Genomic DNA, 16,507 nt, shown 5'->3' on the forward strand with positions numbered 1-16,507 from the left:
TCGGCGCTGAACGACGGCGCCGCCGCGGTGATGCTGATGAGCGCCAGCAAGGCCCGGGCCCTGGGCCTGCCGGTGCTGGCAAAAATTGCCGCCTACGCCAACGCCGGCGTCGACCCGGCGATCATGGGCATCGGCCCGGTCTCGGCCACTCGCCGCTGCCTGGACAAGGCCGGCTGGACCCTGGACCAACTGGACCTGATCGAAGCCAACGAAGCCTTCGCCGCGCAGTCGCTGTCGGTGGCCAAGGAGCTGGAATGGGACGCCAGCAAGGTCAACGTCAACGGCGGTGCGATCGCCATCGGCCACCCGATTGGTGCATCGGGCTGCCGGGTGCTGGTGACCCTGCTGCATGAAATGATCAAGCGTGATGCCAAAAAGGGCCTGGCGACCCTGTGCATCGGCGGTGGCCAGGGCGTGGCCCTGGCGATCGAGCGCTAACCTCCGCGCAAAACCGCCCTCCTTGTAGGAGCTGGCTTGCCAGCGAAGGTGCCCGTGAGAGCGCCTTCGCCAGCAAGCTGGCTCCTACAGGCAAGGCGTGCGCAGGATGGTCTTTGCCAGCGAGTTTTTCCCGCTATGCCAGGTCCAGCTGTACGCCATCCACGACACCATCGACCGTCCATTGGCGGGCCCAGTCGCTGTCTTGAACCACACTGCTATGGCCCTGGTAGACGACGCTCAATTGGGCAGCCTGGGCAGCATTGGCATTGCAGATCAGATACAGGTCGGCACTGGCATCCGCTTGCAGGACATAAAGAACCACGTTGCCTTGGGCAGGTATGTTGACGTTGGCCAGGTTGTTGCCCTGGGCGGTATTCCTGATGGCAACTTGCTGTGCAGCGGCGGTGTTGTTGCGTGCGTGAATGGCAATAGGCATTTTATTTGACTCCAGAACTGGTCAGGGGATTGAGTCGCTACGGTCCGGGCCTGCACCTGAGGCTTGCCACAAGATCAGCCGACCGCAGGGCTATCCTCGGTAACTGTCCGCCGCCATACGAGAGGGACATGTTTCCCTGAAGCGCCAACGCGCCCTCTTCACCAACAAGCTGAACATTGGGCCACGCCCCCCTATCAGCCTGAGCGATTCACCCCCTGCCCGCCCTGCACTATCCGCCCGACCTGCTCTTGCAGTGCCTTGGCCTGGGTGCGCAGGGCTTCACTGAAACCCTCGACAAAACTCGACGAGGGCCGGTAATCCGGGCGGATCAGCATCACCCGATAGGGCACCGACAGCTGCAACGGTCGGATCGCCAGGCCGCGCCCGGCCTCTTCCATGGCACTCAAGGGGTTGATGATCGCCACCCCGAGCCGCTGGCGCACCATGGCGCACACCGAAGCTGCGTTGGTGGTTTCCACCACTATCCGGCGATCCACCCCGGCCTGGCGAAAATGCTCATCCAGGGTCTGGCGGTAGATATCCAGGCCCGAGAGGTTGATGAAGTCCTGGCCGCGAAAATCCGCAAGCGCCAGCCGCGGCCTGGCCAGCAGCGGATGGTCGTCCGCGAGGATGCAGACCATGTCGGCGCAGAACAGCAGTTCGCCCTGGGTGCCCCGGGGCAGGTGCTCGCTTTCGGTCAGGCCCAGGTCATGGCGCTGGGCGCTCAGGGCCTCTTCCAACAGCGGCGATTCCTGGGCGGTGATGCTCAGGCCGATGCCCGGGTGCTGCGCCTGGAACTGCTTGCACACCGGCGGCAGCAGGGTCTGGGAGAACAGCGGCAGGCAGCTCAGGCTCAACTGGCCGTGCTCGAAACGGCGGATCGACTGGGCCACGCTGTTGATCCGCTCCAGCCCCACATAGGCCCGCTCGACTTCCTCCAGCAACAGCAGGGCCTGGGCCGTGGGCAGCAGGCGCCCGCCTTCACGATCGAACAGGCGCAAGCCGGAAAGCGTTTCCAGCCGGGCCAGCTCGCGACTCACGGTGGGCTGCGAAGTAAACAGCAGGCGCGCGGCGCCGGTGACGCTGCCGGCCTGCATGATGGCGCGGAACACTTCGATGTGCCGCAGGGAGATGTCCATGGCGGGAAACTCGCTTAATCAACCAGCCCATATCAGATATGAATATCTTGGCAAAGAATAGATATTTTCTTGAATAGCCGCCAACGGGCATGCTGCCTCCATTCCCACTGATCACAGATTGCATTCGCCATGGCCATTCCATTTTCCCCCGCTCAACTTGTCGCCGCCGCCCGCCAGTACGGCACTCCACTGTGGTGCTATGACGCTGCCACCATCCAGGCGCGCATCGCCCAGTTGCAGGCGTTCGACGTGGTGCGCTACGCCCAGAAGGCCTCGTCCAACCTGCACCTGCTGCGCCTGATCCGCGAGGCCGGGGTACGGGTCGATGCGGTGTCCCTGGGGGAAATCGAACGCGCCCTGCTGGCCGGCTTCAGCCCGGTGGATGCCGGCATCGTCTTCACCTGCGACCTGTTCGACGAGGCCACCCTGGCCCGGGTGGTGGAACTGCAAGTGGAAGTCAACGCCGGCTCCATCGACATGCTCCGCCAGTTGGGGGAGAAATCCCCGGGGCACCGGGTCTGGCTGCGGATCAACCCGGGCTTCGGCCACGGCCACAGCCGCAAGACCAACACCGGTGGCGAAAACAGCAAGCACGGCATCTGGCACGACCAGATGAGCGAAGCCCTGGCGGTGATCCGCCAGCATGGCCTGCACCTGGTGGGCCTGCACATGCACATCGGCTCCGGGGTCGACTACGACCACCTGGAACAGGTGGGCGCAGCCATGGTGGCGGCGGTGAAATCCCTGGACCACGACCTCGAGGCCTTCTCCATCGGCGGCGGCCTGTCCACCCCCTACCGCGAGGGCGACACCCCGGTGGACGTGCAGCGTTACGCCAATGCCTGGAAAGTGGCGCGCCAGGAGATCGAGGCCTACCTGGGCCACGGCGTGCGCATGGAGATCGAACCGGGGCGCTTCCTGGTGGCCGAGGCCGGCTGCCTGGTCAGCGAAGTGCGGGTGGTGAAGACCGCCGGCCAGCATCACTTCGTGCTGGTGGACACCGGGTTCAACGACCTGATGCGCCCGGCCATGTACGGCGCCTACCACGGCATGAGCCTGCTGGACGCCGCCGGCCACCCGGTGGAGCGCCCGCAACAGCTGACCGTGGTCGGCGGCCCGCTGTGCGAGTCCGGCGACATCTTCACCCAGGACGACGAATGCCTGACCCCGCGCCCCCTGCCCCTGGCTCGGGTCGGCGACCTGCTGGTACTGCACGACACCGGCGCCTATGGCGCCAGCATGTCCTCCAACTACAACAGCCGCCCGCTGCTGCCGGAGGTGCTGTTCGAGAACGGCCAGCCGAAACTGATCCGCCGCCGCCAGCCACTGGCGGACCTGCTGGCGCTGGAACTGGGGCTGTAAGCCCTGGGTACTGACCGGCAAAGGGACACAGGGCGCCCAGGCCCTGTGTTCGCCCAACCGCGTGTTCGAGGCGCCCCCCGTGCCCTGGCAGCACTGAAAGTGCTTGTCCAGCCCGTTCCGTGGACAACGCTCCCCCCTTGAACTAAGAGTTAGGAGCCAGGAGTTCCTGGGCAAGGGAGAGCGCCATGTGCGAAGCAGACAAGGGCAAGAAAGAGCCTGGCAAGAGCGAGGGCGGCAGCGGGCTCACCTCGATCCTCAATCTCATTCCCAGCGTCTATTACGATCTGATTGCGCGGATCTGCCCGGGCATGGCGTTCTGGATCGTCCTGGCCTTCAAGTACCCCCACGAACAGCTGCAACCCCCCGATATTCTCGGCGGCGCCCTGTTGTTCGTGCTGATCATCCTCAGCTACGTGTCCGGTATCGTCTTCACCGGCTTCGCCCCGCTCTGGGACTGGCTATCCATCGCTACGCTGAACCGCTGCAGGTTCCTGGCGGCGCTGGTAGGCCTGGCAGATGCCCCGGCATCCTCCAGCTTCGCCAGGTGGAAGGCGGTGACCAGGCAACTGGATGAAGTCATCCAGGCAGATGACGGCGCCGGCAGGACCCTGGTCAAGGCGATGGCGGAGGTCAGCCTCTGCCAGAACCTGTTGACCGGCTGTATCGCCCTGGCCCTGATCGAAATCGGCTTCAGCGCCTGTGGGGCGCTGTCCATGGCCCAGCATCCCGGGTTCAACGGCTTTAGCGCCCTGGCCCTGCTCGTGGCGATGTACATGCGCCAGATGATGTTTCTCGGGCGGGTGAGCCATCTGCACCAACTCCATGTGACAGGCCACTAGAGCAGGTGCGCCCGGGCCAGCCCCGCTACCAGGGCATCAGTTGCAGCCGCTCCGGCTGGTCGTTGACGCTATCGTCCTGCTTGTTGTCACCAGGCGCACAAGCGATCCAACTGGCCGGGTTCGGCCGGGTGCAGTGAGGGTCGGCCCAGCAGGTGGTTGTCCTGCAGGGCGCCGGACACATCATCGACAAAGCGCTGGGTACGGGTATCCAGCACGAAGAACGGATAGTTGGAACAGGAAAAGTCGTAGAACAGCTGCTTGACCGAACGGTGCTTGAGGTACTGATCGTTGCCGGACATCGCACGGCTCTGCACATAGCTGTCCTCGAAGCGCGGCCCATGGCTCCACTGGTAGCTCATGTAGGCGCCCATCGCCCAGTTGAACAGGGTGCGCTTGCTACCGTTCTTGTCGATGCGGTCCTGCGTTCAGTTGTCCTCGATCTCGTGGTCGTCGAGGATCATGTAGGTGGGTTTGTGCGCCAGCAGACGGCTGATGAAGGGCGAGCCGGCCTCCTCGGACAGCCGGTTGCGCCCGGCGCTGAGCAAGGCCAGCAGCATCAGCAGCGCCGCTACGCCAAAGGTCCAGTGCATGCCACGGGACACGGCCTCGACGCCGGCCTGCGGCCCCGAGCCCCAGGCGAACAGTGCGCCCATGGCCGCCGCGCCACTGATCAGCCCGAGGTTGCGCGACAGGCTCAGCAACCCCGCCGTCAGCCCACGCTGCTGCGGCGCCACATCACGCATCACCAGGCTGTTGTTGGCCGTCTGGAACAGCGCGTAGCTGGCGGTGACCAGGGCCAGCGGCAGCAGGTAGCCTGCCAGCCCCAGGCTCCGGGGCAGCAGCGCCAGCAGGCCCAGGCCGCCACACAACCCCAGCAGGCCGAGCCGGGACAGCGGCCGGGCACCGTAACGGTCCACCAGACGCCCGGCGGGGGCGCCGCACAGGGTCGCCACCAGCGGCCCCAGGGACAGGCTCAGGCCCACTGCCAGGCTCCCGAGCCCCAGCCCCCGGGCCAGGTAGAACGGCCCCACCACCAGGGTGGTCATGATCACCGTCGACACCAGCAGGCTCAGCCACAGGCTGCTGCGCAGTTGTGGACGGCGCAGCAGGGCCGGCTGGAACAGCGGCGCGGCGGCCCGGCGCTCGACACGCACCAAGAGCGCGACCCCGACCACGCTGGCCACCAGCAGGCCCAGGTTCAACGGCGCCAGCAAGTTGTGCCCCAGGGTCAGGGCCAGGGCATAGGCGCCCAGGCTCAAGGCCAGCAGCAGGCTGCCCGGCACATCGAAGGCACTGGCCGACGCCACAGGCCGGTCCGGTGGCAGGCAACGCCAGGCCAGTAACAGCGCCACCAACCCCAGGGGCACATTGACCAGGAACATCCAGCGCCAGCCGACGCTGGCCAGTAACAGGCCACCGAGGGCCGGGCCCAGGGTGGTGCCCAGGGCCGACATACTGCCCAGCCAGCCCATCGCGGCCCCGGTGCGGGCCTTGGGCAGCGCGTCACCCACCAGGGCCATGCTCAGGGCCAGCATTACCGCCGCCCCCAGGCCTTGCAGCGTGCGGGCCGCCAGCAGCCAGCCCAGGCCCGGGGCCAGGCCGCAGCACAGCGAGGCCAGGGTGAACAGGGCGATCCCCGCCAGCAGCGCCCGGCGCCGGCCCCACTGGTCCCCCAGGCGCCCGGCGCTGGCGATCAGGGTGGTAATGGCCAGCAGGTAGGCCAGGACAATCCATTGCACCTGCTGGAACGACGCCTCAAGGGTCTGGGCCAGGCTCGGCAGCGCGGCATTGGCGATGCTGGTGTCCAGGGACGGCATCAGCATCGCCAGCGACAGGCTGGCCAGGGCCCAGCGCGCACGGGGCGCCAGGGCTTCCTGGGGGGCGGCTTGGGACTCGGGAATGGGCATCGCACAGGCTCCGGCAAGGTGATGCCCGCCAGCCTAGGGCCAGCCGTGACCAGGCGGAAGGCGCAGCCTTTGCAGTTAATTGATGCATTCAACGCCATGCCAGCTGCCTGCGTGCTAAATTGCGCCAATGTCGACTCCCGATCTGAACCTGCTGCTGACCCTGGACGTACTGCTGGCCGAAGGCAGCGTGGCGCGGGCTGCCCAGCGCCTGCATCTGAGCCCCTCGGCCATGAGCCGGGCGCTGGCCCGCCTGCGCCAGGCCACCGGCGACCCGCTGCTGGTGCGCGCCGGGCGCGGCCTGGTGCCCACCCCTCGGGCCCTGGAGCTGCGCCAGCGCATCGGCCAACTGGTGGCAGACGCCCAGGCCGCCCTGCGCCCGGCCGAGCAGATCGACCTTGGCCGCCTGCAGCGCACCTTCACCCTGCGCAGCCGTGATGGTTTCGTCGAGAATTTCGGCCCGGCGCTGGTCAGCCGCCTGCGGGCTGAAGCGCCCGGGGTGCGGGTGCATTTCGTACCCAAGCTGGACCGCAACAGCCAGCCCCTGCGCGATGCCAGCGTCGACCTGGAAACCGCGGTGATCGACGCCGACACCAGCCCCGAGTTGCGCACCCGGGCGCTGTTTCGCGATCGCTTTATCGGCGTGGTGCGCGCCGGCCACCCCTTGAGCCGGGGGCCGGTAACCCTGGATGCCTACGTGGCTGGCGAACATATCCTCGCCGCCCACCAGGGCCATGCTCATGGGCGCATGGACGAGGCCCTGAAAGCCCTGGGCCTGGAACGGCAGATCGTCACCCTGGTCAGCGGTTTTTCCGCCGCCCTGGCCCTGGCCCGGGGTTCGGACCTGATCGCCATGGTGCCCGAGCGCCACACCAGCAACCTGCGGCACGGCCTGCACGGTTTCAGCCTCCCGGTGCCCCTGCCGGAGATGACCATCTCCCTGCTCTGGCACCCGCGCATGGAGGCTGACCCGGCCCATCGCTGGTTGCGCCAGGTGGTGCATGAGCTGTGCAGCCAGAGCGCCCTCCCCGACCATCAGCCCGGCTGATCCACAACTTCATTAGCGAGATCCTGCATGTCTTCCAGCTCCCTGCGCCTGCTCTCCCTGAATCACCTGCCCGCTGCCGCCGCGTTGCTCTGGGGGCTGTCCCTGGCAATCGTCCGGGCCTGGCAACCGATAGATTATTTCTGGGAGAACTTCGCCGCCTACTGGCTGCCCCAGGGGCTGATTCTCGGCCTGCTGCTGTGCACCCGGCCCACGCCGGCGCTGTTCACCGGGGTGGCCCTGGCCCTGGCCGCGCACCTGCAACTGTTCTGCCTGTGGATCAGTTCCCCGGAGGGTGCCTTGGGCTGGCTGTTCTATCTGTTCGACTTTCCCGGCGCGCTGATCGGCGCCGCCATCGCCCGCTTCCTGGCCACGCGCGTGGCTCCCGGCAAGCCGTTGATCAATGGCCTGCTGGGGCTCGGCTGGGTGTCCTTGGGGCTGTTGCTGAACTTCAAGCTGATGATGTACAGCCAGGTCTGAAACGGGCCGGCGAATGCGGCCCGAGGGAACTGAAACCCGCCCGGGCCACCGACGGCCCGGGCAGACAATGCCTCAGCGGTGGCCCTGGCTGAGGTTCGACAAGCGCCCGGACAGGGCCTGCATGGCCTCGCTGACCTTGTCCAGGGCCTGGGCGTCCCGGGCGTTGTCCTCGCTGATGCCGTGGATGCGCACCGCCAGTTCGTTGATCTCCTGGGTCACGTGGCTCTGCTGCTGGGCCGCCACGGCAATCTGCTGCGCCCGCTGGGAAATATCGTCGAAGCTGGTCACCGTGCTGGACAGCGCATCCGATGCACCGGACGCCTCGCCCACCGCCTGGCGGGTTCGTGTTTCACCGGCCTGGATCGCCTGCACCGCCTGACGCGAGGCCTGCTGCAAGTCGTTGATCATGCCGCTGATCTCGTTGGCCGAGGTCTGGGTGCGGCCGGCCAGGGTCCGCACTTCGTCCGCCACCACGGCAAAGCCCCGGCCCTGCTCCCCGGCCCGGGCCGCTTCGATGGCGGCGTTCAGCGCCAGCAGGTTGGTCTGCTCGGAGATCGCCTTGATCACATCCAGCACCGCGCCGACCTGCTGGCTGTCCTGCTCCAGGCGCTGGATCACTGTCGCCGCCTCGGCCATTTCCGCGGACAACTGCTGGATCGACTGGCTGTTGGCATCGACCTTGTGCTGGCCCTCCTGCACCACCACCAGGGACTGGCGCGCGGTGTCGGCGCAGTTGTTGGTGTTCTGCGCCACTTCCAGGGCACTGGAGGACATCTCGGTGATGGCCGTGGCCAACTGGGTGTTCTCCTGGCGCTGCTGCTCGGCACGCTGGGCCAGGGTGCTGCTGAGTTGACCCAGGCGCGCGGCTTCGTTCTGCAACTGCCGGGCTTCGCTGGCGATCTTCTGCAGCATTTGCCGCAACTGCCCGGCATAGCGGTTCACCGCGGCGCGCAAGGCGCCGATCTCGTCGGCCCGGGCCACGTGCAGCTCGGCGTTGTCGCTGGCCTGGCCACTGCCCAGGGCATCGATCTGCCGGGTGGTTTCTTCCAGTTGGGCAATCAGCTTGTGCCCGGCCAGCCAGGCAAAGAACAGCAGCAGCGCCAGCAACGGCAGGAGGAACAGCAGGATCTCGGTGGTCATGGCCCGGGCCAGGCCGGTGACCTTCTGCTCCGGGGTCACCAGGCCGATGGTCCAGCCGCTGCCGGGCATGCTGAACAGGCTGACCCGCGCCGCTTCCTGCAAGCGCCCGTCCTCGTCCAGGTCCAGGCTGCGCACCTGCCCGGTCGGTGCCGGCTTGGCCAGGGCCTCGGCCACCGGAAGCAACCAGGGTTGCTGCTTGCTCAGGGCGTCGAAGCTGAGCATCTGGCCCCCGCCGCCGGCCTGGGCATCAGGGAAATACAGCACGTTGCCGGCCTGGTCCAGGGCGAAGGCATAGCCGCCGGTGACCGCCCCCTGCTCCTTGAGGAAGCGCGCCAGGTCGTCCAGGCGCAGGTCGATGGTGGCGACCCCGGCAAAGGCACCGTCCTGGCGATAGGGAACGCTGCAGGTGGTCATCGGCACCTGGGTCACCGGGTCCTGGTAGGCCTCGGACCACAGGCAACGGCCCGGCGCGCTGTTGCGGGCGCCGGTATACCAGGCTTCATGGTGATAACCGGCGCTGCCGGCGGCGTTGTAGTCATCGGAGAATGCCAGGGGCCCGGCATCGCTGCGGGCCCAGAAGAAACTGCGGCGCTCCACGCCGGGGGTGAAGGCATTGGGTTCTGGCCAGATGCCGCCCCCGGCGATCGCCTTGTCGCCTTCATGGTCGATCACCTTGGGCAGGGTGGCCATGACCAGCGCCTGCTCCTTGGGCAGCCCTTCCAACAGGTGGGCCATGCTCGCGGTCACCCCTTCGATGCCCGCCAACTGCAACGCCAGCTGGCGAACGATGGCGCTGCCGGTCTGCTCGATCAGTGCCGAGCTTGCCTCCACCACTTTGGGCTGCCCCCGTAAGGTCATCACGGCAAATACCGCCAGCGCCGTGAACAGCAACAGCAACACACTGCCGAGGGTCAAACGATGAGACAGACGAACCGGTAGCAAGGCCATGACGAACTCCATATCAATAGGCATTCAGAGCTTATCGACCGGATGCATGCTTCCCTTGAACAAAGAGTGATGCCGTTCACTTTTTTTGTCAGCGCAACAGGCGGGAGTACAACTGGAGAGAGGCCGACTCAGGCAGCGCCCTCGGTAGCCGGGGCCCTGCCATCCTCGAAACAAGACCCCGGGCTACGGGCAGCCCGGGCCAGGCACGAGAGGCGCTACACAACTGGCGGCGCTGGACGCCTTCAGTCCTGCTTGGCGCCCATGTACAGCTCGAAGTTCTCGATGTAGTCCGTGAGGTTCTCTTCCATCATCAGGCGGAACTCCTCGACGAAATAATCCACCGCCTGCTGCTTGGCCGCCGCCAGCTCCTGGGCATTGCGGCACCCGCAGGCGCTGACCCAGGCGCTGAAACGGGAGTTGGCGTACATCAGCGATGCGCTGGCCTTGCCCCGGCTGCTGTCGGCGATATGGGAGTTGGCCAGCTCGATAACGGCGTCGGCGCGGTTGTAGAAATCCTGGTCGGTGTCATTGGCCACGGGGCGTTCCTCTGGCGGAGTGGGGAAAATAAAGCGCCGGAGTATAAGAGTTTTGTCCTCCTGCACCGACTACTTTCATCCCCAGGCCGCACAAACCGGGCTGCCGGCGAAGGGGCCCATGAGCCTTGCGCCAGGCTGGCAGCCGCTTTCGCTGGCAAGCCAGCGCCTACAGATGGGTGGGCGCCGGCAAGGCTCGCAGCTGTTCGGCCAGCAGGGCTTCACTCTTGCCCTGGGACAGCACCACGCTGTTATTGGCCGCTTGCAGCGCCTGTTGCAGATGGTGCTCGCCCCGCTGCCGGTCGCCTTCAAGAATGGCTTGCAAGGCCAGGCAGCGCGGTCGCAGCCAGGGTGCGTTCCAATCCACTTCGGCGCTCATCGGCGTGTTGTTCAGGGGCGCGGCGTCACGCTGCAGCAAAGCGCGGCAGAACGCCAACTCGCCCCTCAACAACTCGATCAGGCCACTCATGCCGTTCAGTTGCGCCGACCGGGCCGCCAGCAATTGATCCAGTTCCTGCTCCATCTGCACCGCGGCGGGCCAGTCGCCCTGGTCCTGCAGGGCATTGAGGCGGCAGCCGAATGCGACCAGGGGCCCGGGCATGGGGCCTTCGGCCAGGCGCTGAAGATCGTCCACCGGCAATTGTGCGCTGGGCACCCCGGCCACGGTCAGGGCCAACAGGCGTGCCTGGGCCAGCTCCGGACGCTGATCGTCGCGATGCCGGTACCAGCCCAGCAGGAGCATGCCGTCGCTGGGCAATACCCGCCAGGCAGGCATCAGGTTACCCACCCCCATGGCCAGATTGATCACGGCAAACGCCAGGGCAATGGCCCCCGGCACCCCGGGCCAGGACAGCCCAAGCGCCAGGGAAGCGCCGCCCGCCAGCAGATTCAGCAGCGGCCCGCACAGGACCACCAGCATCCACTGCTGCCGCAGCGGCCGTTGCAGATTGCTCGCGGCAATCACATAGCCGCCCAGGCGATTGCGCTTGAGCTGCGGCGCCCAGCGCACCCGCCAGCCGCGCCGCAGCACCTGGATCTCCACGGCGGCCACCCGTACATGCAACACCGGCATCGCGCACCCGCGTGCCCCCAGGTAATGCCCGCCCTCATGCACCACCAACGCGACAACCCCCAACAGCGAAGCCAGGAACATCGCCAGAAAGGGCTGCAACCCGGACTTGATGGTGAACCCCAGCACCAGCGCGGCGATAAACCAGCCACTGAGCAGCACCAGGCGCTGCACAATCGTCAGCAGAGTATTCAAGGCCTTGAGCCAGGTGTTGCCATCCATCGAGTACGTCCCTGAGAGAAAACCGACACTGAACCGGGCGCGCAGACTGCCAGCTTCGCCCCAGGAAACTCAACCGCTGATTCACCTCTCTATCACCCCGCCTCCTAACCGCAGGAGCCGGCTTGCCGGCGAAGGGGCCCTTGAGCTCTGCATACGCCTGGCGGATGCTTTCGCTGGCAAGCCAGCTCCTACGACGCGGGGCAGAGTGCCCCTCTCCCATCAATATCGAAACCCACCGTAGGAGCCGGCTTGCCGGCGAAAGGGGCCCTTGAGCCCTGCATACGCCTGGCGGACGCTTTCGCTGGCAAGCCAGCTCCTACGACGCGGGGCAGAGTGCCCCACTCCCATCAATATCGATACCCACCGTAGGAGCCGGCTTGCCGGCGAAGGGGCCCGCGAGCCCTGCATACGCCTGGCGGATGCTTTCGCTGGCAAGCCAGCTCCTACGAGGATGCGGGGGGCCAGTGGCGGGCCAGGACCGCGGCGATGCGCGGTTCGCGGTCGATGCGTTGCAGCAGGGCAAGAAAATCGGGATGGCTATCGCGCAGGTGCTCTCGCGCACCGGACCAGCGCGACACCACTGCCGCCTGGATATCCAGGGCACCCGGCGCCGCACCGCCGAAATATGGTCGCGACGCAAACTGCTCGGCGAACAGCCCCCAGCTGCGATACAGGCGCTCGGCCGCGGCGGCGCGCACCCGGGCCTTGAGCGGTTCGTCGGGGTCGCTGATCCAGCGTTCCGGGTAGTCGAGGATGCCGATGGCCGAATAGCAGTTGGCGGCGATGTACACCAGGCCGCGGATCACCTGGGCCCGGGCCGACGCTGGCGCAGGCAGCAACCCGGAGTCGGGAAACTCCAGGCCCAGGTGGATCAGGATCGCCGCGCTTTCGGTGAGGATGCTGCCATCGGGCAGTTGCAGGGTGGGAATCTGCAACAGCGGATTGAGCCGTGCCAGGGCCTCGCGCCCGGGGCTGTCCTCCCAGGGCGCGGCCTCGATGCGGCGGTAGGCCAGTTGGCAGTACTCCAAGGCGATCTCGACGATGGCCGAGCCGGTGCCCTGGCTTCCATACAGGTGATACATGGCGACAACCTCCTTGATGACCCGGGCCCATTAGCCCTTTCACGGCAGGGCGTGGCATTGCACCTGCAGCACTTGCTCGCTCAATGGCCGCGCCTCGATCCGCACCGGCAAAAATGCCTCGATCACCCGGATATTGCTCTGCAGGTGCTCGGTCATGCACGGCGTGGTGAAGCTGCCGCCACCGGCCAGGGCCATGGGCAGCAACAGTTGATCGGCCAGGTGTTCCGCCACTGCGGCACCGGAGTCCAGCCAGTCCCGGGCCTGATCGATGGCGCCGTCGGCGACCTTCTCCGCCCGCAGGCTGTTCTGGCCGAAACCGCAAAACAGCTCGGTCAGGTGCTCGAAGGCGAACTCCAGCAGCAGCACATTGCCCGGGCCGTACTCTTCATCCAGCAGCACCGGGGTGAGCTGCTCGCGAGGCAGTTGCAGGCGATCGTGCACCCGGCGCAACTCGCGTTCCGCCACATGTTCGGGCAGGCCCGCGCTCAAGGCCCAGGCTCGACTGCCGAGCAATGCTCCGCGCTCTTGAAGATGCAAGGGTTGCAGCTCCGAAGGCTGGATAAAGGCCTCCAGCTCGCCACCGCCGGCCGGGACAAAACCATGGCGCAGCAGCTGCAGTTCCACCCGCCCGCCCATGCGCCGCAGTTGCGGCAGCCAGGCCTGCTGGAGGAAATCCACCGGCGGCGCCAGGGGGTTGTGGGTGCCGCCGCTGATGCTCACGCGGCTCGGCTGCGGCGCTCGCAGCAAGGCCGGCAGCAGGGTCTGCAGCACCAGGGTGCAACTGCCGGCGGTGCCGATGGCGAAGCGGTAGTCGCCGCCGCGGATCGGCCCCGGCTCGAAGCTCAGGACCTGGGAGCCAAGCTCGGCCCCAGTGGTTCTGGCGCCACATACCTGGGCCGCCGCCAGCACCGCGGTCAGGTGCTGGCGCAACAGCCCCGGGCGGCTGCGCCGGGCGCGAATATTATGGATACGCAGGGTCTTGCCGGTGAGCATCGACAGGCTCAGGGCGCTGCGCAGTACCTGGCCGCCGCCGATGGCGCCGTCCAGTTCGATTACATCCTGTTTCATCACATTCCTCAGGCGTAGTGCCGGACCGTTTCCCGCAGGTAAGCGTCCAGCAACGCGTTGTCTTCATGGGTACGCGCCAGTTTCGGCACCGGGCGTTCCAGCTCGGCGGCGATAAAGGCGTGCAGTGCCGGGCGTCGCGGTCCGTAGGCGGACTCGTCGGCGCAGCGTTTCAAAACCAGCAGCTCGGCCACTTCGTCCAGCAGTGGCTGATGGTCGACGGTGGTCAGCAGGTCGGCGAAGGTCATCGGCGGTCGGCCGCGCCCCTGGTCGATCCAGCGCACCGCGAGCAAGGGCCGCAGCACGTAGAAGTACTTCTTGAAGCGCACGCTGTCGCCTTGCAGGTAACCGCGAAAGTTCTTCCTGGCCATCGACAGATAATGGTTGCGCGCCGCCGGCGGGCTGTAGAACGCCTCGGCCAGCTCCCGCAGGCGCTCGGCGGCGGTCGGTTCGCTGCGGTACACCAGGGGCGAATCCAGCCATTCCAGCAGGGTCGGGTTGGACTTGCGCAACAGCCCCAGGGTCTTGCGCAGTTCCCAGCCGCTGATGTCCAGCTCGTCGTCCAGGGGCCGCTCGATCACGTCGCGCCCGGCATCCACCTGGATGAACCATTCGGGCTTTTCCACATAGACGAAACGCACATCGTAATCGCTGTCGGTAGAGGCAAAGCCCCAGGCCCGACTGCCGGATTCGCAGGCATACAGCACCTGCACATTGCGCTCGCGCTCGATCCGCGCCAGCTCGGCCAATACCCGTTCGCGCATGGCGCTGCTCAGGGGATGGCGCTCCAGATGTTCCATGATTCTTTTCCTTGTTCAATCCGTGGCGCTGGCGGCCAGCACACTCAGGGTCCGGCGCTCGGGGTTCCACACCGTCAGGCACCAGACGCCCCACCACTCCAGGCCTTCGTCGAAATATTCACTCCAGGGCAGCCAATGCGGGCCCATGGCCGGGGCCTGACAATCCAGCTCCAGGCCGCCCACCCAGTTGATCACCTGGGGCTGCTGCTGGAGATCGAGCCCCAGCAGGTCCAGCCATTGGCCGTACACCTGGCGGGCCTGCTCGGCCCCACCCGGGAAATGCAGCCCGTACGGTGGCTGGCAAAACGCCCGGTACAAGGCCCAGTCCTGCTGCTCCGGGTCTTCGCAAACCAGTTGCCGGACCTGCTGCGGGCTGAGCCGCTCAGGCAGTGCCCGCTCCGGCTCCCAGCGCATCTGCGGTTCACCAACGTCGGCGTAGCGCGGGTCCTGGCGCAGCTTTTTCCAGGCCTCACGGCGCCTGGCCATCAGGTGCTGATACAGGTGCTGCAAGCCCTGGCGATGCAAGTCCTGATTCACCTTGACACCCGGCTCCACCGCCAGCCGCACAAAATCGAACACGCAAAACGCCGCTTCCAGCTGTTGGCGCAGCGCCTGGCTGTGCTCATCTTCAACCGGGGTCAACATGGCGGTTCTCCTTTCCTCACAACAGCCGCTGGACCGAACCGACGGGTAATTCCCCGGCGTCTTCCATCGCCTGCAAGCGTTGCACCATGGCCTCGCGCAGGGGCTTGGGGGTCACCGGGTCGAACATCCCGTAGCGGCTGTCGCACCAGCGTGCCAGGGCCTCGCGCCAATAGGCGGCGTCACTGCCGCCCTGCCCCAGGCGCCACAGCAGGTACTCCAACTGACGCCAGCCCGGTTTGAGGGCCAGCATGGCCCAGCGTCGCGCCTTGGGCAGATCGTGCCAATGCTGGTCCAGACGCTGCTCCAGGGCCTCGTCGAATACCGCCCACGGCTGCTGGCGCAACAGGCCCAGGGCGCAGTCGAAGACCTTGTCCGAGGCATCGTCCAGGGCCGCCAGTTGCTCGGCCATGCCACGTTCGCCCAGGGTTTGCAGGGCCTGCAGGCGCACGCTCAGCGCCGGCGAAGCCAGGGCCTGGCGCACCATGGCATCGGCCTGTGGCTCATGCAGCTCCCTGACCAACCCCAGTAGCCCCAGCCACTGGCGCTTGTTGCCCGGGGCCGGCTGCTGCAAGCGGGCCAGCAGCACTGCCCGCGGGTCCAGCCCATGGCGCGGCGCGGCCCAGTGAGCCAGGCAACGCAAGGCCCCCGAAGGGTCGAGCAGGGCCTGCGCCAGATACTCGCGACAATCGGCCAGGCGCGACAGCAGCAGCCGCAGGGCCTTGACCCGCACACTGGCGCCGCAGCTGCGCATCACCTCTTCCAGCAAGGGCAGCGCCTGCTCATCGGGCAGTTCGGCGCAGGCGTCCACCGCCATCTGCCGCACGCTGACCTCCGGGTGGCGCAGGGCCATGGCCAGCAGCGCCGGTCGGTCCTCGACGCCCTTGAGCAACAGCTCGAAGACAAAGCGCGCAGCCTTGCCCCGGCAAGTGCCAAAGGCCCCTTGCACCTGGTCGCGCACCTGGGCCAGTTGCAACACGGCGCTGGCCCGCTCCAGGGTCGCGCCGTGGTCGGCGCGCTGCTTGCCGGCCAGGGCCAGCAGCGGTGCCAGGGTCTGCAACAGCAGCCCGGCATGCTCCGGCACCCAATAGGCCTCGACCGCCGCGGCGGCCTCCTGGCGAACCTGGGGCACCCAGTCGTTGAGGCGCTCCAGCAAAGCCACCAGGGCCTCTGCCGAAGGCTGCGCGGCCAGCCCGCGCACCGCGGCCTGACGCACGAAACCGTTGCCGAAGCGGCTCAGCTCCAGCCAGGCGCTGTGCCTGTCCAACTCGTCCATCACCTCCCGGACGCGGCGGGCTTCGTAGTCGCTCAGCTGGTACTGCCAGCCGGGCGGGGTTGCTATCAATGCATCCATGTCGTCCAT

General features: G+C 67.0%; 16 protein-coding genes and 1 pseudogene. 5 read left to right on the top strand and 12 right to left on the bottom strand.

Going from position 1 to position 16,507, the window contains the following annotated elements; translation table 11 throughout:
• A pseudogene (locus BLS75_RS17120) lies at positions 1 to 438 on the top strand (acetyl-CoA C-acetyltransferase); the annotation flags it as partial.
• 133 nt (positions 439 to 571) lie between these two features.
• Here the strand turns inward: BLS75_RS17120 and BLS75_RS17125 are convergent.
• Together BLS75_RS17125 and BLS75_RS17130 are read right to left on the bottom strand one after the other, a co-directional pair.
• Positions 572 to 874: a hypothetical protein gene (locus BLS75_RS17125; protein ID WP_072451366.1), complete on the bottom strand. Its 303-nt coding sequence runs from the start codon at positions 872 to 874 to the stop codon at positions 572 to 574.
• A gap of 194 nt (positions 875 to 1,068) precedes the next feature.
• Entirely contained in the window at positions 1,069 to 2,013 is a 945-nt protein-coding gene (locus tag BLS75_RS17130) for a LysR family transcriptional regulator (RefSeq protein ID WP_015635101.1), read from the bottom strand.
• 129 nt (positions 2,014 to 2,142) lie between these two features.
• Between BLS75_RS17130 and lysA the strand changes: the two genes are divergently transcribed.
• Together lysA and BLS75_RS17140 are read left to right on the top strand one after the other, a co-directional pair.
• Positions 2,143 to 3,375: a diaminopimelate decarboxylase gene (gene lysA, locus BLS75_RS17135; RefSeq protein ID WP_072444646.1), complete on the top strand. Its 1,233-nt coding sequence runs from the start codon at positions 2,143 to 2,145 to the stop codon at positions 3,373 to 3,375.
• 185 nt (positions 3,376 to 3,560) lie between these two features.
• Positions 3,561 to 4,214 (top strand): hypothetical protein, encoded by a 654-nt coding sequence (locus BLS75_RS17140; protein ID WP_072451367.1) that lies wholly within the window; start codon positions 3,561 to 3,563, stop codon positions 4,212 to 4,214.
• Positions 4,215 to 4,300: 86 nt separating this feature from the next.
• Here the strand turns inward: BLS75_RS17140 and BLS75_RS17145 are convergent, their stop codons facing one another.
• Together BLS75_RS17145 and BLS75_RS17150 are read right to left on the bottom strand one after the other, a co-directional pair.
• Positions 4,301 to 4,573, bottom strand: coding sequence for a hypothetical protein (locus tag BLS75_RS17145; protein ID WP_239690673.1), 273 nt, complete (start codon positions 4,571 to 4,573; stop codon positions 4,301 to 4,303).
• A gap of 66 nt (positions 4,574 to 4,639) precedes the next feature.
• Positions 4,640 to 6,121, bottom strand: coding sequence for an MFS transporter (locus tag BLS75_RS17150; protein ID WP_072451369.1), 1,482 nt, complete (start codon positions 6,119 to 6,121; stop codon positions 4,640 to 4,642).
• Between the two features lie 127 nt (positions 6,122 to 6,248).
• Here BLS75_RS17150 and BLS75_RS17155 point away from each other — a divergent pair, with 127 nt between their 5' ends.
• Positions 6,249 to 7,166 (top strand): LysR family transcriptional regulator, encoded by a 918-nt coding sequence (locus tag BLS75_RS17155; protein ID WP_072451370.1) that lies wholly within the window; start codon positions 6,249 to 6,251, stop codon positions 7,164 to 7,166.
• Between the two features lie 27 nt (positions 7,167 to 7,193).
• Positions 7,194 to 7,643 carry a hypothetical protein gene (locus tag BLS75_RS17160; protein WP_041117341.1) on the top strand — a complete coding sequence of 150 codons (450 nt, stop codon included), beginning with the start codon at positions 7,194 to 7,196 and terminating at the stop codon, positions 7,641 to 7,643.
• Between the two features lie 72 nt (positions 7,644 to 7,715).
• On the opposite strand, the gene BLS75_RS17165 is transcribed toward BLS75_RS17160, so the two are convergent.
• The 8 genes from BLS75_RS17165 to BLS75_RS17200 all read right to left on the bottom strand — a co-directional run bounded on the left by BLS75_RS17165 (position 7,716) and on the right by BLS75_RS17200 (position 16,507).
• Positions 7,716 to 9,755, bottom strand: a complete 2,040-nt coding sequence (locus tag BLS75_RS17165; protein WP_239690674.1) for a methyl-accepting chemotaxis protein — start codon at positions 9,753 to 9,755, stop codon at positions 7,716 to 7,718.
• A gap of 218 nt (positions 9,756 to 9,973) precedes the next feature.
• A complete protein-coding gene (locus BLS75_RS17170; RefSeq protein WP_011060609.1) occupies positions 9,974 to 10,267 on the bottom strand; it encodes a DUF3144 domain-containing protein in 294 nt (97 codons plus the stop codon).
• A 166-nt stretch (positions 10,268 to 10,433) separates the two neighbouring features.
• Positions 10,434 to 11,555, bottom strand: a complete 1,122-nt coding sequence (locus BLS75_RS17175; RefSeq protein WP_072451372.1) for a site-2 protease family protein — start codon at positions 11,553 to 11,555, stop codon at positions 10,434 to 10,436.
• Positions 11,556 to 11,998: 443 nt separating this feature from the next.
• The gene (locus BLS75_RS17180) at positions 11,999 to 12,637 is read right to left on the bottom strand and encodes a glutathione S-transferase family protein (RefSeq protein ID WP_065363584.1); all 639 of its coding nucleotides are present in this window, start codon (positions 12,635 to 12,637) and stop codon (positions 11,999 to 12,001) included.
• A gap of 39 nt (positions 12,638 to 12,676) precedes the next feature.
• A complete protein-coding gene (gene rtcA, locus BLS75_RS17185) occupies positions 12,677 to 13,705 on the bottom strand; it encodes an RNA 3'-terminal phosphate cyclase (RefSeq protein ID WP_053157633.1) in 1,029 nt (342 codons plus the stop codon).
• A gap of 8 nt (positions 13,706 to 13,713) precedes the next feature.
• Positions 13,714 to 14,502: a nucleotidyltransferase domain-containing protein gene (locus BLS75_RS17190; RefSeq protein WP_072451373.1), complete on the bottom strand. Its 789-nt coding sequence runs from the start codon at positions 14,500 to 14,502 to the stop codon at positions 13,714 to 13,716.
• Between the two features lie 15 nt (positions 14,503 to 14,517).
• Positions 14,518 to 15,147, bottom strand: a complete 630-nt coding sequence (locus BLS75_RS17195) for a hypothetical protein (RefSeq protein ID WP_072451374.1) — start codon at positions 15,145 to 15,147, stop codon at positions 14,518 to 14,520.
• Positions 15,148 to 15,163: 16 nt separating this feature from the next.
• Positions 15,164 to 16,507, bottom strand: coding sequence for a PBS lyase (locus BLS75_RS17200; protein ID WP_072451375.1), 1,344 nt, complete (start codon positions 16,505 to 16,507; stop codon positions 15,164 to 15,166).

The organism is Pseudomonas sp. NFPP12 (assembly GCF_900103205.1).
GTDB classification, from domain to species: Bacteria; Pseudomonadota; Gammaproteobacteria; order Pseudomonadales; family Pseudomonadaceae; genus Aquipseudomonas; species Aquipseudomonas protegens.